Origin of the sequence: Pseudomonas sp. R45(2017), from assembly GCF_002112305.1 — a bacterium.
In the GTDB taxonomy this organism is placed as follows: Bacteria; Pseudomonadota; Gammaproteobacteria; order Pseudomonadales; family Pseudomonadaceae; genus Aquipseudomonas; species Aquipseudomonas paraglycinae.
This window is the reverse complement of sequence record NZ_NEHH01000001.1, coordinates 121,624-138,695: the sequence shown is the minus strand read 5'-3', so window position 1 is coordinate 138,695 and position 17,072 is coordinate 121,624. Positions and strand designations below refer to the sequence as shown.

At 63.0% G+C, this 17,072-nt stretch carries 17 protein-coding genes; 10 read left to right on the top strand and 7 right to left on the bottom strand.

All coding sequences use genetic code 11. The features are described 5' to 3' along the window. Positions 1-20 precede the first annotated feature (20 nt). Both CAF74_RS00660 and CAF74_RS00655 read left to right on the top strand, forming a co-directional pair. On the top strand, positions 21-2,672 hold the full coding sequence (locus CAF74_RS00660; RefSeq protein WP_085744986.1) for a sensor histidine kinase KdpD: 2,652 nt from the start codon (positions 21-23) through the stop codon (positions 2,670-2,672). A 48-nt stretch (positions 2,673-2,720) separates the two neighbouring features. Continuing rightward, positions 2,721-3,419, top strand: a complete 699-nt coding sequence (locus CAF74_RS00655; RefSeq protein ID WP_039770498.1) for a response regulator — start codon at positions 2,721-2,723, stop codon at positions 3,417-3,419. On the opposite strand, the gene CAF74_RS00650 is transcribed toward CAF74_RS00655, so the two are convergent. Further along, positions 3,416-4,453, bottom strand: coding sequence for a patatin-like phospholipase family protein (locus CAF74_RS00650; RefSeq protein ID WP_085607182.1), 1,038 nt, complete (start codon positions 4,451-4,453; stop codon positions 3,416-3,418). The genes CAF74_RS00655 and CAF74_RS00650 overlap by 4 nt on opposite strands. Before the next feature lie 217 nt (positions 4,454-4,670). Between CAF74_RS00650 and CAF74_RS00645 the strand changes: the two genes are divergently transcribed. From CAF74_RS00645 to CAF74_RS00635, 3 genes are all read left to right on the top strand, one after another. Next, complete coding sequence (locus tag CAF74_RS00645; protein ID WP_007950948.1) at positions 4,671-4,949, top strand: hypothetical protein; 279 nt, start codon at positions 4,671-4,673, stop codon at positions 4,947-4,949. A 77-nt stretch (positions 4,950-5,026) separates the two neighbouring features. Beyond that, positions 5,027-5,794, top strand: a complete 768-nt coding sequence (locus CAF74_RS00640) for a CHAD domain-containing protein (RefSeq protein ID WP_085744985.1) — start codon at positions 5,027-5,029, stop codon at positions 5,792-5,794. 121 nt (positions 5,795-5,915) lie between these two features. After that, the gene (locus CAF74_RS00635) at positions 5,916-6,710 is read left to right on the top strand and encodes an acyl-CoA thioesterase II (protein ID WP_085744984.1); all 795 of its coding nucleotides are present in this window, start codon (positions 5,916-5,918) and stop codon (positions 6,708-6,710) included. A gap of 1 nt (position 6,711) precedes the next feature. On the opposite strand, the gene CAF74_RS00630 is transcribed toward CAF74_RS00635, so the two are convergent. From CAF74_RS00630 to CAF74_RS00620, 3 genes are all read right to left on the bottom strand, one after another. After that, the gene (locus CAF74_RS00630) at positions 6,712-7,077 is read right to left on the bottom strand and encodes an Mpo1-like protein (protein ID WP_085612198.1); all 366 of its coding nucleotides are present in this window, start codon (positions 7,075-7,077) and stop codon (positions 6,712-6,714) included. 124 nt (positions 7,078-7,201) lie between these two features. After that, on the bottom strand, positions 7,202-8,683 hold the full coding sequence (locus tag CAF74_RS00625) for a methyl-accepting chemotaxis protein (RefSeq protein ID WP_085744983.1): 1,482 nt from the start codon (positions 8,681-8,683) through the stop codon (positions 7,202-7,204). Between the two features lie 108 nt (positions 8,684-8,791). After that, positions 8,792-9,598: a TatD family hydrolase gene (locus CAF74_RS00620; protein WP_085744982.1), complete on the bottom strand. Its 807-nt coding sequence runs from the start codon at positions 9,596-9,598 to the stop codon at positions 8,792-8,794. Positions 9,599-9,834: 236 nt separating this feature from the next. On the opposite strand from CAF74_RS00620, the gene CAF74_RS00615 reads away from it, so the two are divergent. The 3 genes from CAF74_RS00615 to CAF74_RS00605 all read left to right on the top strand — a co-directional run bounded on the left by CAF74_RS00615 (position 9,835) and on the right by CAF74_RS00605 (position 12,357). Next, the gene (locus tag CAF74_RS00615) at positions 9,835-11,256 is read left to right on the top strand and encodes a transglycosylase SLT domain-containing protein (protein WP_085744981.1); all 1,422 of its coding nucleotides are present in this window, start codon (positions 9,835-9,837) and stop codon (positions 11,254-11,256) included. Positions 11,257-11,363: 107 nt separating this feature from the next. After that, complete coding sequence (locus CAF74_RS00610; RefSeq protein WP_007950955.1) at positions 11,364-11,798, top strand: DoxX family protein; 435 nt, start codon at positions 11,364-11,366, stop codon at positions 11,796-11,798. A 250-nt stretch (positions 11,799-12,048) separates the two neighbouring features. Further along, complete coding sequence (locus CAF74_RS00605) at positions 12,049-12,357, top strand: hypothetical protein (protein WP_085607170.1); 309 nt, start codon at positions 12,049-12,051, stop codon at positions 12,355-12,357. A 3-nt stretch (positions 12,358-12,360) separates the two neighbouring features. On the opposite strand, the gene greB is transcribed toward CAF74_RS00605, so the two are convergent. From greB to CAF74_RS00590, 3 genes are read right to left on the bottom strand one after another with little or no spacing between them, the layout of a single operon-like run. Continuing rightward, positions 12,361-12,858: a transcription elongation factor GreB gene (gene greB / locus CAF74_RS00600; protein ID WP_085744980.1), complete on the bottom strand. Its 498-nt coding sequence runs from the start codon at positions 12,856-12,858 to the stop codon at positions 12,361-12,363. A gap of 34 nt (positions 12,859-12,892) precedes the next feature. Then, positions 12,893-15,397: an ABC transporter permease gene (locus CAF74_RS00595; RefSeq protein WP_085744979.1), complete on the bottom strand. Its 2,505-nt coding sequence runs from the start codon at positions 15,395-15,397 to the stop codon at positions 12,893-12,895. Then, positions 15,397-16,080 (bottom strand): ABC transporter ATP-binding protein, encoded by a 684-nt coding sequence (locus tag CAF74_RS00590; protein ID WP_007955651.1) that lies wholly within the window; start codon positions 16,078-16,080, stop codon positions 15,397-15,399. Before CAF74_RS00590 ends, CAF74_RS00595 begins: the two co-directional genes overlap by 1 nt. 10 nt (positions 16,081-16,090) lie before the next feature. Here CAF74_RS00590 and CAF74_RS00585 point away from each other — a divergent pair, with 10 nt between their 5' ends. Both CAF74_RS00585 and CAF74_RS00580 read left to right on the top strand, forming a co-directional pair. Further along, the gene (locus tag CAF74_RS00585; RefSeq protein WP_007955652.1) at positions 16,091-16,696 is read left to right on the top strand and encodes an arylesterase; all 606 of its coding nucleotides are present in this window, start codon (positions 16,091-16,093) and stop codon (positions 16,694-16,696) included. A gap of 57 nt (positions 16,697-16,753) precedes the next feature. After that, positions 16,754-17,047 (top strand): hypothetical protein, encoded by a 294-nt coding sequence (locus CAF74_RS00580; RefSeq protein WP_007955656.1) that lies wholly within the window; start codon positions 16,754-16,756, stop codon positions 17,045-17,047. Positions 17,048-17,072: the final 25 nt, after the last annotated feature.

The window sequence follows — 17,072 nt, the reverse complement described above, 5'->3', positions numbered from 1 at the left end:
AGGAAGAGAGAGCTTCAAGCATGAGTGACTCCGGCCGCGCCGACGCGCTGTTAGCAGAACTGCCCCGCGACGGACGCGGCCGGCTCAAGGTTTTTCTCGGCGCAGCGCCGGGTGTGGGCAAGACTTACGCAATGCTGCAGGCGGCCCATACCCAGTTGCGCCAAGGCGTGAAAGTCATTGCCGGCGTGGTCGAAACCCACGGCCGCGCCGAAACCGAAGCGCTGCTTGGCGGCTTGCCGCAGTTGCCGCTGGTGCGCTCGGAATATCGCGGCGTGACGCTTGAAGAAATGGACCTCGACGGCCTGCTCGCGGCCAAGCCGAAACTGGTGCTGGTCGACGAACTCGCCCACAGTAACGCCCCCGGCAGCCGCCACGCCAAACGCTGGCAGGACATTCAGGAACTGCTTGCCGCCGGCATCGACGTGTACACCACGGTCAACGTCCAGCACCTGGAAAGTCTCAACGATCAGGTGCGCGGCATCACCGGTGTGCAAGTGCGCGAAACCCTGCCGGACTGGGTGTTGCAGGAAGCCTACGAACTGCTGCTGATCGACCTGCCACCCCGCGAACTGCTCGAGCGCCTGCGCGAAGGCAAGGTCTACGTGCCGGAGCAGGCACGCGCCGCGATCGATGCATTTTTTACCCAGACCAACCTCACCGCGCTGCGCGAACTGGCGATGCAGACCGCTGCCGCGCAGGTCGATAACGATCTCGCCCAAGGCTATCGCCAGCTCGGTCAAGCCGCGCCGGCGGTACGTGGGCGCTTGCTGGTCGGCGTCGATGGCGATGCCCAGGCGGAACGGCTGGTGCGTCACGCCAGTCGCGTTGCCCAGCGCCGACATTTGCCGTGGAGTCTGGTGCACGTCGACAACGGCAGCGTGCGTGACGAGCAATCGCGCCTGCGCCTGCAAAGCGCCCAGCAACTGGCCGAACGCCTCGGCGGCGAAGTGGTCCTGCTGCGGGCCGGTGAAGTGGCGAAAACCCTGATCCAGCATGCGGCGGAACGTCGGGCGAGTCTGGTGCTGGTCGGCCAGTCGCGGCGGCGTCTGCGCAGGCGTCTGTTCGGTGGTGGGCTGGCGGCGCGTTTGCTGCGTCAGGCCCATGGTCTGGAAATCAACGTGCTGGACAGTGATCAGGAACAGCATCAACCGCGCCCGCGTGTAGCGCCGACGCTGGTGTGGTTCGACTATGCGCTGGCGCTGGTGGCGACAATTCTGGCCAGTGCGCTGGCGTGGGCGGTGTCCAGCGTGCTGCCGCTGCCGAACATCTCACTGGTGTTTCTTGCGGCGGTGTTGCTGGTGGCGGTGCGCAGCAGTCTCGGCCCGGCGCTGGCTTGTGCGGCGCTGTCGTTTCTGACCTATGACTTTCTGTTCATTCCGCCGAATTTCTCCTTCAGCATCCAGCGCGAAGAAGACGTGCTGACCTTGCTGTTCTTCCTGCTGATGGCGGCGCTCACCGGCAACTTAGCAGCGCGTCAGCGTCGGCAATTGCAGGCGCTGCGCGATACCCAGGAAGAGACCACCGAACTGCTCGACCTGTCGCGCAAACTCACCGCCGCCACCGACCGTCAGGCCGTGGTCAGCGCCGCAGCCCAGCACCTCAATGGCTGGAGCGATCTGCAACTGTGCCTGCTTAATCGCGACGGGCAGGGCGGCTGGAAAGTCGAAACCGGCGGGCCGCTGCAATTCACTGAATCCGAACGCGCCGCCGCCGACTGGGCGTGGCAACACGATCAGCCGGCGGGCATGGGCACCGGCACGTTGCCGTTCGGCCGCTGGTGGTGGTGGCCGCTGTCGGTGGAGGACGGGCCGCTGGCGTTGCTCGGTGTGTGCGCCAAAGAGGGCCAGACCCTGAGCGGCCAGCGTCGTCGTTTGCTGACGGCGTTGAGCCAGCCTTTGGCTCAAGCATTGGCCCGTGCGCAACTGGCCGATGACCTGGAAGCCGCACGTCTGCACGGCGAAACCGAACAACTGCGCAGTGCCTTGCTGGCCTCGGTGTCCCACGATTTGCGCACGCCGCTGACCTCGATGCGCGGCAGCATCGACAGCCTGCTGGCCCTCGGTGAAGCGATCCCGCTGGAGGATCGCCGCGAGTTGCTCGAAGGCACCCGCGATGAAGCCGAACGTCTCGACCGCTACATCCAGAACCTGCTGGACATGACCCGTCTCGGCCACGGCGCCCTGAAGCTGGCGCGGGATTGGGTGTCGCCGGCGGACATCGTCGGTAGTGCGCTCAATCGTTTGCGAGCCGTATTGTCGTCGTTGCAAGTGAGCACTGATGTACCGGCCGAGTTGCCGCTGCTGTATGTGCATGCCGCGCTGATCGAGCAGGCGCTGGTCAACGTGCTGGAAAACGCCGCCCGATTCTCGCCGTCCCAAGGCCGTCTGCAATTGCGCGCCGGAGCGGATGACAGCGAGGTGTTTTTCTCGGTGAGCGATGAAGGGCCGGGGATTCCGGTGGATGAGCGGGCGAAGATTTTCGACATGTTCTACACCGCCGCCCGAGGTGACCGGGGCGGGCAGGGCACGGGGCTGGGGCTGGCGATCTGTCAGGGCATGGTCGGCGCCCATGGCGGGCGGATCAGTGTCGGCGATGGCATCGACGGACGCGGCACTTGCATCACCCTGCACCTGCCCTTGCAGACGCAACCGGGGATGGACGGTGAAGCCTGATCCGCGCTGCGCTACTCTCTTGCCACTCTTTTGTGTTGATGTGAATTCATGAGCCAGACCGCGACCATTTTGGTCATCGATGACGAACCGCAGATCCGCAAGTTCCTGCGCATCAGCCTCGCTTCCCAGGGCTACAAAGTGCTGGAGGCCGGCACCGGTGCCGAGGGCCTGGCCCAGGCGGCGCTCAACAAACCGGATCTGCTGGTGCTCGACCTTGGCCTGCCGGACATGGACGGCCAGCAAGTGCTGCGCGAGTTTCGCGAATGGGCCACGGCGCCGGTGCTGGTGCTGTCGGTGCGCGCCAGTGAAGGGCAGAAAGTCCAGGCGCTGGATGGCGGCGCCAATGACTACGTGACCAAGCCGTTCGGCATTCAGGAGTTTCTTGCCCGGGTGCGCGCGTTGCTGCGTCAGGCACCGGCAGGCGAGGCGCAGCAGGCCGCGTTGAATTTCGGCCCGCTGACCGTGGACCTGGCGTATCGCCGGGTACTGCTCGACGGCGTCGAGGTCGCTCTGACCCGCAAGGAATACGCAGTGCTGGCGCAACTGGCGCGGCATCCGGGGCGGGTGATCACCCAGCAGCAATTGCTCAAGGACATCTGGGGCCCGACCCACACCGAGGACAGCCACTACCTGCGGATCGTGGTCGGGCATCTGCGGCAGAAGCTGGCAGACGATCCGACCCGGCCCCGGTTCATCGTGACCGAGGCCGGCGTCGGTTATCGCTTGTTGAGTGAGAGCAGCCTTTAGTTCTGCTCGCTCTCGTAGCGGTCGAGGGTATCCCGGGCAATCTCGCGACCCAGCGCGATCAGCTCCGGCGCCTTGTAGAACTCGAAGAACCGGCACACCCGTTTCGGCACGTTGATCAGGATGTCCGGCGGATACCCGGCGATCTTGTACTGCGCCAGCGAGGTCTGCATCACCTCGAAACTCTGGTTGATCAGATCGAGCAATGACGCCGGCCCGACGTTATCGATGATGAACGATCCGGTGGCGGATTTCGGTGCGCCGTCGCGCTCAGGGGCGGCGGCCGGTTGCTGGGTTTCCGGCTCGGCGCCTTCGACCCACGGATTGATGTCCGCCGCTTCGGCACGCAGCGCTTCCTGTTCCAGCATCAGCAGTTGCTCGGCCTGTTTGCGGCGGAACGGCATCTTCGAGCCCAACGAATTGATCAGGCTGTCGAAGCGCGTGCGGAACGCGGCGGGGCGCTGGATCACCGGCAATTTGTAATGACGCTGGTTGGTCGAGTTGAGATTGACCGCGATGATCAGGTCGCAGTGGCTCGACACCACCGGCACGATCGGCAACGGGTTGAGAATGCCGCCGTCCACCAGCATCCGGTTGCCCTGCATCACCGGGGTGAACAGGCTGGGAATCGCTGCCGAGGCGCGCATCGCCTGATGCAGGCAGCCTTCCTGGAACCAGATTTCCTGTTGATTGGTGAGGTCGGCGGCTACGGCGGTGTAGGGGATGCGCAGGTCTTCGATGTTGATCTCGCCGACGATCTTGCGAATCTGGCCGAAGACTTTTTCGCCACGGATCGCACCGAGTCGGAAACTCACATCCACCAGGCGCAGCACGTCGAGGTAATCCAGGCTTTCGATCCAGTTGCGGTACTCGTCAAGCTTGCCGGCGGCGTAGATTCCGCCGACCACGGCCCCCATTGAACAGCCGGCAATACAACTGATGTCATAGCCCCGTCGTTCGATTTCTTCAATGACCCCGATATGGGCATAGCCCCGGGCGCCACCGGAGCCCAGCACCAGTGCGACACGCTTTTTCATCCAACTTCCTCCCGACAAGGTTGCACAATGCACCCATCGAGGGCCGGGCTTCAATCGCCGGGGTCGCTCGGGGCGGCGATGGCGTCGTTTTTTCGATACTTCATGACCCGTCGGCGTTATCTTTTGCAGAGCGGTGCAAATGCGGGACGCAAGGCACTTTTTCGCTGGCGCACCGTCTTACCTGCACGACTGTTGACCAATCTTCGAGGTGTGAGTGATGAAAGCCTGGATCTGTGTGCCGTTGATGGCGCTGGCATTGGCCGGTTGCGCCGGCAAGACCGCTTACCGCGACAGCTGCGGCAGCCAGCTGGACGCGGCGTGGCATGAATTGGATCTGGCTAAGGCCGAAGGTTTTGCCGGCACCGTCAGCTATTCCAAGGCGTTGTCGCTGTTGACGGCGGCCAAGACCCAGCAGCAATTCGAAGGGTTTGAAGGCTGCACCAAGAAAGCCGAAAAGGCACGTTTCTACATTCGCGAATCCCGCGCCGGGCGCTAAGCTGCTGACGTGGCGCAAGGGCAGGTCCCTTGCGCAGGTGCACACTCATGCAGCGCCATTGAATTCAGGAGCAAGTAATGTCTGCGTTGGTCGATCGGTTGGTGGCTCATGTCTTGAGCCTGGAAGTCAGGCTGCTGGGCTGTCAGGCCCGTTTGACCGCTCGAACCGACCCTGAAACACTGCACGATCTGCGCACCACCGTGCGGCGCTTGCGCAGTCTGCTGCGACCGTTGCGCGGCTTGCCCGGTGTCGAGCAACTGGAAAGCGCGGCGGCCAGCGTCGGGCAACTGACCACGCCGTGGCGCGATCGCGAGGTGTTGGCAGCCTGGCTGATCAAACACGATCAGCCCGAAGCCGCGCAGCGCCGCATGGCGCAGATGGCCGAGGCGTACCCGACGCTGGCGGCCAGCGCCGAAGTGGCGTCGCTGTTGATGATCCTCGACGCCTTTCCGCGTTTTCTGCGCGCGTCCCAGCGCCAGGGATTGCTCAAGCGCCTGGACAAACGCATCGAAAAACGTCTGGGCAAACAATGGAAGAACCTCGACGTGGCGCTGCACGACCCGGCCCATGACCGTCATCGCCTGCGCCTGCTGATCAAGCGCGTGCGTTACGGCATCGAGGCCTATCCTGAACTGGATCGTTTGCCCGAAGCCGCATTAACCCGTTTGAAGTCCGCACAAGGCGCCCTCGGTGACTGGCACGATTGCTGGCAATGGCTGGCCCGCGCCGAGCTGGAGCCGGATCTTCAACCCTGCGTCGCCACTTGGCAGGCGACCATGGCCAAGGCCGAAATCAAGGCCGACCGGGTGCTGGAAAAACTCAGCGCAGCCTGCTTCAAGTCCTGAAACGCGCTGGCGCGCAGCATCGCTGTCTTATCTGTCAGTCTCTTTGACCGGAATGGACGCTGCGCCGCTCTCCCGCGCTGGTTAAGATCCGGTCATTCCCTTTTTCGTGTCCGAGGTTTCCATGCGCTTTTGCGATCTGATCGATGCTGTCCGTCGTCAACCGGAGGTCACGATTCCGGCGGAGTGGGGGCAGGGCCGGGCCAGTTTTGGCGGATTGGTGGCCGCGCTGCAATTTGAAGTGATGCGCACCAAGGTTCCGACCGATCGGCCGGTGCGTTCGCTGGCGATCACCTTTGTCGGCCCGGTCGAGCCAGAAGTGCCGGTGAGCTTTGAAGTCGAAGTACTGCGCGAAGGCAAAGCGGTCAGCCAGGTGCTGGGGCGCGCTGTGCAGAACGGTCAGGTGGTGACGATGGTGCAAGGCAGCTTCGGGGCTTCGCGGTCGTCGGAAGTGGCGGTTGAAGCCTATCCGGCACCGGAGATGAAACACTGGGATGACTGCCAGGAACTGCCGTATATCAAGGGCGTAACCCCCGAGTTCATGCGCCATCTGGCGATGCGCTGGAGTGTCGGCGGCATGCCGTTCACCGGCAATCAATCGCGGCTGATGGGCGGCTGGGTGCGTTTGCGTGGGGATGTGAAGGAAGAGCCGGTCAACGAAGCGCACCTGCTGGCGCTGGTCGATGCTTGGCCGCCCGCGCTGTTGCCGTATCTGAAGAAGCCGGCACCGGGCAGCACGCTGACCTGGACCATCGAATTCGTTCAGCCGTTACGGGATTTGAGTACGCTGGATTTTTGCCAATACCTGGCGGACATCGAGTATGCGGCTGACGGTTACGGGCATGTCGCCGCCAAGCTGTGGAGCGCGAAGGGTGAACTGATTGCCATGAGTCGGCAGACGGTGACGATCTTCGCCTGACTCAATGGCGGCGATGGCGTTCACGCCAGGCGCGAAACCAGCCGCCACTGAGGAAGAACCGCGGAAACGTCAGGAACTGCTCGACCAGCAGACGCGAGACGGCGTCCTTGCGATCACTGAACGGCTCGGAGGCTTGCGCCTCCAGGCTGTGACCGTGACGCTGCAGACCCAGCGCCGCAATGACGCCAATCACGCCGATCGCCACGCTGGCCAGACTCAGGCTGAACACGCCCGAGACGATCAACAGAAACGCGACGATGAACAGCGGCACGGCAATCAGGTGCAGCACCAGATTGGTCGGGTGCTGATGGTTGTTCGGGTACGCGCGCCATTGCCACGCGGGAAGGTTGGGGTGACGTTTGCCCATGTTGCTGCTCCTCGATCCATGTTCGTTCGGTACATGGTTGAAGAATAGGCCGGGGCAGCGAGGGCGGCGAATCAAGGTTGGCTATTGAAGTGATAGGAACAATGGCCATTCTTGATGTTGCCCCCTAGAGCTTCAATTGGCCGATCGCCTTGTTCAATTCCCCGGCCAGTGTCGCCAACTCGTTACTGGTGGTCGCCGAATCCACGGTCTGTTGTACGGTGTTTTCGGTGACATCGCGAATGCTCACCACGGCGCGGTTCATCTCTTCGGCCACCTGACTTTGCTGCTCCGCCGCCACCGCAATCTGCGTGTTGCTCTCGCGCATCTGCGCTACCGCCCCGGTGATTTCCGCCAGCGCTTCGCCGGCTTCTTGCGCCTGCTGCACGCAGTCGTCGGCCTTGTACGAACTCTCCTGCATGAAGTCCACCGCGTCGCGGGTGCCGGCCTGCAACGCCGAGACCATGGTGGTGATTTCATCGGTGGAGGTCTGCACGCGTTTTGCGAGGTTGCGCACCTCGTCGGCGACCACCGCAAACCCGCGACCCATCTCCCCGGCGCGCGCCGCTTCGATGGCGGCGTTGAGTGCGAGCAGATTGGTTTGTTCGGCGATGCTGTGGATCACGCTGACCACGCCGTTGATCTTTTGGCTGTCCTCGGCCAGACGCTGGATCATCTCGGCAGTCTGTTGCACGCCGCTCGACAGCCCGGCAATCGAAGTCTGCACCCGGCTCACCACTTGCTGGCCACTGCCGGCCAGGCCGTCGGCGGTCTGCGACAGGTCGCGAGTGGCGCCGGCGTGCTGGGCGATGTGGTAGACGGTGGCGGTCATTTCGTTGATCGCCGTGGCGGCCTGATCGGTTTCGCTCTGCTGGCCGAGCATGCCGTGACGCACTTCGTTCATGCTCGACGCCAGTCGCGCGGCACCGACGTCGAGTTGCCGCGCGGTGTTGGCCACTGTGGTCACTACTCGCTGATAACCGGCCTGCATCGCATTGAACGCGTTGGCCATCTGACCGACTTCATCCTTGCAGGCCAGCGGCACCCGGGCGGCGAGGTCGCCGGTTTTCTCCACGTGCAGCATCACGTCCTTGAGGGTGTTGAGTTGGCTGAGCAGGAAACGGATCAACAACTGTGAAGCGCCAAGCATCGCCAGCATCAGGATGAACACCGCCACCGCGTAGTTGGCGAAGCGTTCGCTGAACACCTGACTGAGGCTTGGGGCATAGGCGATCACGGCGACCTGCTGACCATCGGCACGGCTGAAGACCTCGGCGCCGAGCAGCGGGTTTTCACCGAACAACGGCAAGTGACTGATCTCGATCCAGCCGTTGCTGTCGGTGATCTCCAGCAGCGGTTGATCGTTGAGGCGCGGCGCTTCGCCGCGTTTGAAAGTCAGCACTTGATCGGATTTGGGCAGCGCCTGCCCGGCCGGCCAGGCCTTGAGCAATTGCGCCTGGGCCTGGGCCGAAGTTTGCGCGGCGTGGCTGCGGGCCTGTTGTTCGAGCTGCACGGCGTACAGCACCAGCAACAGGGTGGTGACAAAGGCGACCGCGTTGACCGCCCAGAATTTGTATTTCAGCGAGATATTGCTAAGCCAGGCACCCATGGAGGTCTTCTCTGATAGCGGAAACAGTTTTGGCAAGGTGCCATTATTGTGCCGCTACGCAGGTGTCCGGATCTTGATGTGCATCAACAAGTGATGCATTGGCCTCGGCTAGGGCAGGGTAGGTAAACCGTAGAAAGCACGTGCGCAAGCGGTGGTGTGGGCCGCCAGGTCTGCTTCGGTCTCGCCTCGATGCAACGCCACTTCACGCAGCACTTCGGTCAGATACGCCGGCTCGTTGCGGCCGTTTTTCGGCTTCGGCCGCAACGTGCGCGGCAGCAGGTACGGTGCATCGCTTTCCAGCATCAGGCGACCGCGCTTGATCTCCTTCACCAGCGGATGCAAATGGGTGCCGCGACGCTCGTCGCAGATCCAGCCGGTGATGCCGATGTGCAGATCCAGATCGAGGTAGCTGAACAGGGCTTTCTGCTCGCCGGTGAAGCAATGCACCACGGCGGCGGGCAAGCGGTCGCGGAAGTCACGGAGGATGTCCAGCAGGCGCTGGCTCGCATCACGCTCGTGCAGGAACACCGGCAATTGCAGTTCGGCAGCCAGCGCCAGATGTTCTTCGAGGACTTTTTCCTGTTGCGGGCGCGGCGAGAAATCGCGGTTGAAATCCAGCCCGCATTCGCCCACCGCCACCACGTTCGATTCCTGCAACAGACTGCGCAGACGCCGTGCGCTGTCGGCATTCCAGTCGCTGGCCGAATGCGGGTGAATGCCGGCGGTGGCAAACAGTCGCTGACCGTCCGGATCCAGTTGCCGGCACAGCTCCAGCGCCTGTTCGCTGCCCTCGACGCTGGTGCCGGTCAGCACCAGTTGGCAGACCCCGGCCGCGTAGGCGCGGTCGAGCACGGCCTGGTGTTTGTCGGCGAAACTGGGGTTGGTCAGGTTGACGCCGATATCGATGAGTTGCATGGTGCTACCTCGGGCCGAAGGCCGGAAAGCATATCAGAGCTGTAGATTTATAAGAAAAGCCAAGAACTACAACGGCTTATGGCTGTCTGTTGAGGCCGCGTAGCAGGCCGGGTTGGCAGGATTGCCATCACTGTGCCAGTCTCTCGCACTTTATCAGCGCTCCAGGCGCTCTGTTTTCGTCGGTGTTTTGCGACCGCTCAGCGGTGAAAACGCCCCGTATTCTTTCCGGAGAGTGGATGGTTCGTCCCTCGGTTTTGCTCCTGCTGTGTGGTTCGTTGCTGCTGCCGATGACGGCGGTCGCGCGGCTGCCCGGGCCGCTGCAAGCCGTGCCGGCCGCCAAGGTTCGCGACCTGACCGAAATCCGCAGCAGCCGCGTGTTGCGAGTGTTGGTCAACCAGAGCCGCAACAGCTCCGGCGAAGTCCAGGGCCAGGCGATCGGCATCGAATACCACCGGCTGCGCGCCTTCGAGCAATACCTCAATGGCCACGCTCGCGACGGCCAGGAAATCACCCTCAAGATCATCCCCAAAGCCAAGGATCAACTGCTCGGCGCGCTACAGCGTGGCGAAGGCGATCTTGTTGCGCCAGGCGAACTGCTCGAGCTGCAACCGGGCCACGCGGTCGCCAGCAGCGAGCCGATTGCCAGCAACGTGCCGCTGGTGCTGGTCGGCATCAAGGGTGAAAAACGCTACACCAAGGTCGAGCAACTGGCCGGCAAAACCCTGGCGCTGCCCACCGGCAGTGCGGCGGGGGAGGCGGTCAGTCAGCTCAACCAGAAACTGGCGCTGCACAAATTGGCGCCGATCAAGATCGAATGGGTCGATCCGACGCTGGCGGTCGAGGACGTGCTGGAGATGGTTCAGGGCGGGATCTTCCACTTGACCATCGTCGAGCAACCGATTGCCGAGCGGTGGGGCAAGATCCTGCCCAAGCTGCGTTTCGACCGTCAGGTGATGATCAGCGAACCGGGCGAGGAATACTGGTTCGTGCGCCGTGATGCGTCGATGTTGCGGGCCAGCATCGACCGCTTCCTGACCGGCTACAAAAAACCGTCGAACGAAGATGCGGCGTTCCTGCGGATCTACCGCCGTCTCTATCAGGTGCACTATCCGTTGGCCAAGGCTGACCGCCAGCGCCTGGAGAAACTGCGCCCGACCCTGCAGAAGCACGCCGAAGCGCAAAACATGGATTGGCTCAACCTGGCGGCGCTGGCCTTCAAGGAGTCGGCGCTACAGCCCAACGCGCGCAACGGCAGCGGCCCGACCGGGCTGATGCAGATCACGCCGTCCGCCGCGCAGCGAGTCGGCGTCAACAATATCCAGAATCTCGATGCGAATGTGCAGGCCGGGGCCAAGTATCTGGCGATGATCCGCCGCAAGTTCTTCAACAGCCCGAAACTCAACGAGCGCGAGCGCATGGCGTTCACCCTGGCCGCCTACAACATCGGCCCGGAACGGGTGCAAGGCATGCGTGCCGAGGCGCGGCGTCGCGGCCTGAATCCCAACCAATGGTTCTTCCAGGTCGAGCGCATCGCCATGGAGCAGGTGGGAATGGGCGCCGTCAGCTATGTTAATAGCGTGAACAAGTATTACTTGGCGTTCGACCGGGAGCGGGAGTCGTTGGAGCCCGGGGGGCAGAAAGTGGTTTCACGCAAATGATCAAAAAAGTTGATTATTATGGCGGAATTTTTGCGCTTTTAACATGAAATTAACTGATTAATATAGCGGCCAACCAACAAGCACTTCTGACAACAAGGAAACGCAACATGAGCTCTCTGATCAACAAGGTTCTGTTCACCCGCGCCGGCTACGGTCTGACCATTCTGCGCATTGCCGTCGGCGTGATCTTCGCCGCCCACGGCTCGCAGAAACTCTTCGGCCTGTTCGGTGGCTACGGCCTGGCGGGCACTGCGCAATACATGGAAAGCATCGGCCTGACCCCGGGTTACCTGATGGCCACCTTGGCCGGCGGTACCGAGTTCTTCGCCGGTCTGGCGCTGATCATCGGCCTGCTGGTTCGCCCGGCGGCACTGGGCCTGACCTTCCTGTCGCTGGTGGCGATCTTCACCGTGCACATCAGCAACGGTCTGTTCATGGCCAACAACGGTTACGAGTTCGCTCTGGCCCTGCTCGGCGGTAGCCTCGCGGTGCTGATCGAAGGCGCCGGCAAGCTCTCGGTGGATCGCGCCATCGCCGGTTGAAGGCTCTGTCTCAAGCAAAAGGCCCGCATTGTGCGGGCCTTTTTTGTTGCGGCTGATTCTTGACACTGGCCGGTCACGTTCTCTAGGATGCCGCTCATGCGCCGATTTAAACAGCTACTTGCGGGGCGCCAGGTGACTATTCTTCAGTTGCCGTCAGAAGCCGGAACAGGGCTTCGAAATACCGCTAAAGCGCTGGTTCGGTGTTGCCTCTCACCTGCCATGCAGACTTTTGAGGCAGAGACACGACACGATGAATGCACTACGCCCTCCAGCACGTCCCGCGCCGATCACGGCACACATCACCCAGCGCAATCCGAAAATCCTGCTTGGCGGCAAACATCAGCCGACGCTGTTGCGTTATCTCGATGGCTGGCCACGCCGCAGCGGCGGTCCTGCCGCATTCCTGATCCAGTTTGTCGAAGACGGTGAGTCGCTGGCGCGTTTTGCCGATGACAGTTTCGATCTGGCCGTCATTCAGGCCCCAAGCCTTGAAGAGGCGCCGGAAATGATTCGCCAACTGACCCGCGTCGCGCGTCAGGGCCTGATCACCCGGCGCTGAGCGTCAGGCATATTCGATCGCCACGATGTAGACGAACTGTTCGCCGGTCGGCGTCTGTACCCGCACTTCAGCATCCAGCGCCTTGCCGATCAGGGCGCGGGCCAGCGGTGAGTCGATGCTGATCAGGCCGAGTTTCAGGTCCAGTTCGTCCGGGCCGACGATGCGATAGCGCGATTGTTTGCCGTCCTCGTCTTCGATGGTCACCCACGCGCCGAAGTAGACCTTGTTCGGATCGCTCGGTTTTTCGCTGACCACTTTCAACGCCTCAAGGCGTTTGGTGAGAAAACGCACGCGACTGTCGATCTCGCGCAGCATTTTCTTGCCGTAGGTGTACTCGGCATTTTCCGAACGATCACCCTGAGCCGCCGCTTCGCTGACCGATTGCGTCACCTGCGGGCGGCGCACGTGCCAAAGCTCATGGAATTCGGCGCGCATCCGCGCTTCACCTTCGGGGGTGATCAGCGCGGTGCCGGCGGTGCGGGGAGGGCGATAACGGCTCATGGCAACTTCTTTTGATTAAGACGGCTGGAGTCTATCAACCCTCGCGCAACACTGTCAGCGGGCTGGCGTTCAGCGCACGCCGCGTGCCGAACACCCCGGCGCCACCGATCAGCGCCGCGCCGATCAACGGCAACAGCAGCAACCACGGATGGGGATGCCATGGCAGGTCGAAGGCAAAGCGATACAGCACCAGACTCACCACTTCCGAACCGATCGCCGCGAGCAATCCGCTGACCGCGCCGAGCAAGCCGAACTCGATCCGTCGCGCCTTGATCAGCAACTGCCGCTCGGCCCCCAGCGCACGCAACAGCGCACCCTGGCGAATGCGCTCATCCAGGGTTGCCTGCAAACCGGAAAACAGCACCGCCATCCCCGCCGCCAACACAAACAACAACACATACTCCACCGCCAGGGTGACCTGGGCAAGGATGCTGCGCAGCTGTTCGAGCAAGGCTTCGACCTGCAGGATGGTCACTGCCGGGAATGCTCGGGACAGCTCGACAATCTGCTGATCGTGACCGGGTGCCAGATAGAAGCTGGTCAGGTAGGTCGCCGGCAGATCCTTCAGGGTGCCGGGCTGGAAGATCATGAAGAAGTTCGGCTGGAAGTTGTCCCAGTTGATCTCCCGCAAACTGGTGACCTTCGCTTCGCGATTGACCCCGCCGACGCTGAACACCATGTGATCGCCCAGCTTGAGCTTGAGGCTTTCGGCCACCTTGCCTTCCACCGATACGCCCGGAACGTCATCCGAAGGTTGCCCGGTCCACCACGAACCGGCGGTGATCTTGTTGCCCGCCGGCAGATCCGCCGCCCAGGTCAGGCTCAGGTCGCGCTGGATCGCGCGGTCGCCGGCCGAATCCTTGCTGACGATCTGCTGCACCGCTTCGCCATTGATGCTGATCAGCCGTCCCGGTACCACCGGATACAACGGCGCGGCCTGGGCCGAGACATTGATCAGGTGATCGGTGAAGGCCTGTTTGTCGGCCGGCAGGATGTTCAGGGCGAAATAGTTGGGGGCGTTCTTCGGCAACTGGTTTTGCCAGGTGTCGAGCAGTTCACCGCGCAGCAGTGCAATCAACGCCATGGACAGCAGAATCAGCCCGAAGGCCAATGACTGGCCAGCCGCCGCCAAAGGATGGCGCAACAACTGACCCAGCCCGAGACGCCACGGCAAGGACGCGCGCGCAAGCAGGCGACGCAGGCTTTGCAGCAGCAACAGCAGCAAGCCGCCGAGCACCAGCGCGGCGACCACACCGCCGCCGAGCAGGGCGAACGTCAGCAGCAGGTCCAGACTCAGGCGCCACATGATCAACCCGAGCGCGCCGAGTGCCGCGCCATAGACCATCCAGGTGCTCGATGGAATCGGCAGCATGTCCCGACGCAATACCCGCAGCGGCGGCACGCGGCCCAGCGCGGCGAGCGGTGGCAGGGCGAAACCGGCCAGCGCCACCAGCCCGGTGCCGATTCCGGCCAGTGCCGGCAACAAGGCACCCGGCGGTACGTCGGTCGGTAGCAGATCATGCAGCAGCGCGAACAATCCCAATTGCGCGAGCCAGCCGAGCAGGGCGCCGCTGAGGCTGGCGAGCAGGCCGAGCACCGTCAGTTGCAGACTGAACAGCACCAGGGTTTCCAGGCGCGACAAGCCCAGGCAACGCAGCAGGGCGCTGGCATCGAAACGCCGGCTGGCGAAGCGGTTCGCCGATAGCGCCACCGCGACACCGGCCAGAAGCACGGCAACCAGACTGGCCATGTTCAGATAGCGTTCGGCCTTGCCCAGTGCACCGCCGATCTGCCGGTTGCCATCGCGGGCATCCTGAATCCGCTGGTTGGCGGCGAGTCCCGGTTTGATTAGCTGGCGATAGGTTTCCAGCGCCTGCGGCTCTCCGCGCCACAGTTCTCGGTAACTCACCCGGCTGCCGGGTTGCACCACGCCGGTCGCGGCGAGGTCGTCGAGGTTGATCAGCACCCGTGGCGTCAGGCTGTAGAAGTTGCCGGCGCGATCCGGTTCGTAGGTCAGCACTCGCGTCAGTTTCAACGTCTTCATGCCGACGTCGATGCTGTCGCCGATCTTCAGGTCCAGCGCCGTCAGCAGGCGCGCTTCGACCCAGGCTTCACCGGGCTGCGGCTCGCCTCCCGTTTTTTCTGTCGCGTAAGGGGCGAGAGCGCTTTTCAGCTCGCCGCGCAGCGGATAGGCGCGGTCGACCGCTTTGATGCTGGAGAGCTGAATGCCGTTGTCCGTGGCGATGACGCTGGAAAACTCCACCACCTGCGCATGATCCAGACGCAGCTCGGTGCCGCTCCGGATCTGTTCCAGCCGGGCCGGCGAACTGCCTTCGAGCGACAGGTCGGCGCCTAAAAACTCGGTGGCGCGCAGCATCATCGCGCCGTTGAGGCGGGCACCGAAATAGCCGATCGCGGTACTCGCCGCGACTGCCACGACCAAGGCGAAAAACAGTACCCGCAGTTCACCGGCGCGGGCATCGCGCATCAGTTGGCGCAGGGCGAGACTGAACAGACGCAACAGCGGCAGACGTGCCATCAAGGCTCCAGAGGGGCGACCAACAGGCCGGCTTCAAGACGGATCAGACGCCGGCAACGATGGGCCAGGCGTTCGTCGTGGGTCACCAGCACCAGGGTGGTGCCGCGTTCCTTGTTCAATTCGAACAGCAAGTCGCTGATGCGCTCGCCGGTGTGGCTGTCGAGGTTGCCGGTGGGTTCGTCGGCGAACAGCACGTCCGGCTCGGCGGCGAACGCCCGGGCAATCGCCACGCGCTGCTGCTCACCACCGGAGAGCTGGCGTGGCGAGTGAGTCAGGCGCTGGCCAAGGCCGACCCGTTGCAGCAATTCGGTGGCGCGGCTTCGAGCGTCTTTGCGGCCGTCGAGCTCCAGCGGCAGCATGACGTTTTCCAGCGCGTTGAGGCTGTCCAGCAGCTGGAACGACTGAAAGACGAAGCCTACGTGTTCGGCGCGAATGCGCGCGCGCTGGTCTTCGTCGAGATTGCTCAGGCCTTGCCCGGCGAGCGTCACTTCGCCGCTGCTCGGCAGATCAAGGCCGGCGAGCAGACCGAGCAGGGTGGATTTGCCGGAACCGGACGCGCCGACGATGGCCAGGCTGTCGCCCTTGTTCAGTTCCAGGCTGAGTTCGTGCAGGATGGTCAGTTCACCTTCCGCGCTGGGAACCACTTTGCTAAGGTTCTTCGCGGTGAGAATGCTTGCGCCCATGGAGAATCCGATGCGTGTGTGGTTTTTGAGTGCTGGCCTGGCCTTGATGTGCATGGCCCAGAACGCAGCGGCGGGTACAGTCCTGATCGTTGGCGATAGTATCAGCGCCGGTTTCGGACTGGATACCCGGCTGGGGTGGGTGTCGTTGCTCGAACAGCGGCTCAAGACCGAAGGTTTTGACGACAAAGTGGTCAATGCATCCATCAGTGGCGACACCAGTGCCGGAGGCCAAGCGCGGCTGCCGGCGCTGCTTGCAGAGCACAAACCGGAACTGGTGATCCTCGAATTGGGCGGCAACGATGGCCTGCGCGGAATGCCGCCGACGCAATTGCAACAAAATCTTGCTTCGATGATCGACAGCTCCCGCCAAAGCGGTGCCAAGGTGTTGTTGCTCGGCATGCAGTTGCCACCCAACTACGGCAAGCGTTACACGGATGCCTTTGCCGAGGTCTACGGCAAGCTCGCCGAGGAGAAAAAAATCCCGCTGGTGCCGTTTTTCCTCGACGGTGTGGGCGGGCATCCGGACTTGATGCAGGCCGACGGTCTGCACCCGGCGGCCGGGGCTCAGGGCAAGTTGCTGGAAAATGTCTGGCCGACGCTAAAACCGCTGTTATGAGGCTTTTCTAGCGGCAGGCTTTCGGCTAATGTGGCGCCCCCTAATTTGGAGCCCCCGATGCCGCGTTCTGCCTGGTCCCTGTTCGCCTACCAACTGATCGAGCCTGACGAACAGCTGGATCTGTTCGCCTGCCAGGAAGTGCGAGTGCATCTGGTGACCCGTCAACTGGAGCTCGGTGGCTCGGCTGACCGAACCCTGTGCGGCAGTCTGCTGCCGGCGCAACCGCGCTGGTCGAGCGTGGATCGCCGGGTGTTCCAGGATCAGCGCCTGTGTTCGCTGTGCCGGGCGATCCTCGAATCGCAGAAGCGCGGCACCTCGCCGATCTGGCCCGAGTTGCGATTCGAGCTTTAAGCGCAGGCATCTTCCGAATGCAGTC

What these genes read in the sequence shown, in the direction of transcription:
- greB (WP_085744980.1), bottom strand. Translation starts at nt 12,858, where the DNA reads ATGAGCCGTTATCGCCCTCCCCGCACCGCCGGCACCGCGCTGATCACC.
- CAF74_RS00595 (WP_085744979.1), bottom strand. Translation starts at nt 15,397, where the DNA reads ATGGCACGTCTGCCGCTGTTGCGTCTGTTCAGTCTCGCCCTGCGCCAA.
- CAF74_RS00605 (WP_085607170.1), top strand. Translation starts at nt 12,049, where the DNA reads ATGAATGCACTACGCCCTCCAGCACGTCCCGCGCCGATCACGGCACAC.
- CAF74_RS00590 (WP_007955651.1), bottom strand. Translation starts at nt 16,080, where the DNA reads ATGGGCGCAAGCATTCTCACCGCGAAGAACCTTAGCAAAGTGGTTCCC.
- CAF74_RS00650 (WP_085607182.1), bottom strand. Translation starts at nt 4,453, where the DNA reads ATGAAAAAGCGTGTCGCACTGGTGCTGGGCTCCGGTGGCGCCCGGGGC.
- CAF74_RS00655 (WP_039770498.1), top strand. Translation starts at nt 2,721, where the DNA reads ATGAGCCAGACCGCGACCATTTTGGTCATCGATGACGAACCGCAGATC.
- CAF74_RS00580 (WP_007955656.1), top strand. Translation starts at nt 16,754, where the DNA reads ATGCCGCGTTCTGCCTGGTCCCTGTTCGCCTACCAACTGATCGAGCCT.
- CAF74_RS00615 (WP_085744981.1), top strand. Translation starts at nt 9,835, where the DNA reads ATGGTTCGTCCCTCGGTTTTGCTCCTGCTGTGTGGTTCGTTGCTGCTG.
- CAF74_RS00625 (WP_085744983.1), bottom strand. Translation starts at nt 8,683, where the DNA reads ATGGGTGCCTGGCTTAGCAATATCTCGCTGAAATACAAATTCTGGGCG.
- CAF74_RS00630 (WP_085612198.1), bottom strand. Translation starts at nt 7,077, where the DNA reads ATGGGCAAACGTCACCCCAACCTTCCCGCGTGGCAATGGCGCGCGTAC.
- CAF74_RS00610 (WP_007950955.1), top strand. Translation starts at nt 11,364, where the DNA reads ATGAGCTCTCTGATCAACAAGGTTCTGTTCACCCGCGCCGGCTACGGT.
- CAF74_RS00635 (WP_085744984.1), top strand. Translation starts at nt 5,916, where the DNA reads ATGCGCTTTTGCGATCTGATCGATGCTGTCCGTCGTCAACCGGAGGTC.
- CAF74_RS00640 (WP_085744985.1), top strand. Translation starts at nt 5,027, where the DNA reads ATGTCTGCGTTGGTCGATCGGTTGGTGGCTCATGTCTTGAGCCTGGAA.
- CAF74_RS00620 (WP_085744982.1), bottom strand. Translation starts at nt 9,598, where the DNA reads ATGCAACTCATCGATATCGGCGTCAACCTGACCAACCCCAGTTTCGCC.
- CAF74_RS00585 (WP_007955652.1), top strand. Translation starts at nt 16,091, where the DNA reads ATGCGTGTGTGGTTTTTGAGTGCTGGCCTGGCCTTGATGTGCATGGCC.
- CAF74_RS00660 (WP_085744986.1), top strand. Translation starts at nt 21, where the DNA reads ATGAGTGACTCCGGCCGCGCCGACGCGCTGTTAGCAGAACTGCCCCGC.
- CAF74_RS00645 (WP_007950948.1), top strand. Translation starts at nt 4,671, where the DNA reads ATGAAAGCCTGGATCTGTGTGCCGTTGATGGCGCTGGCATTGGCCGGT.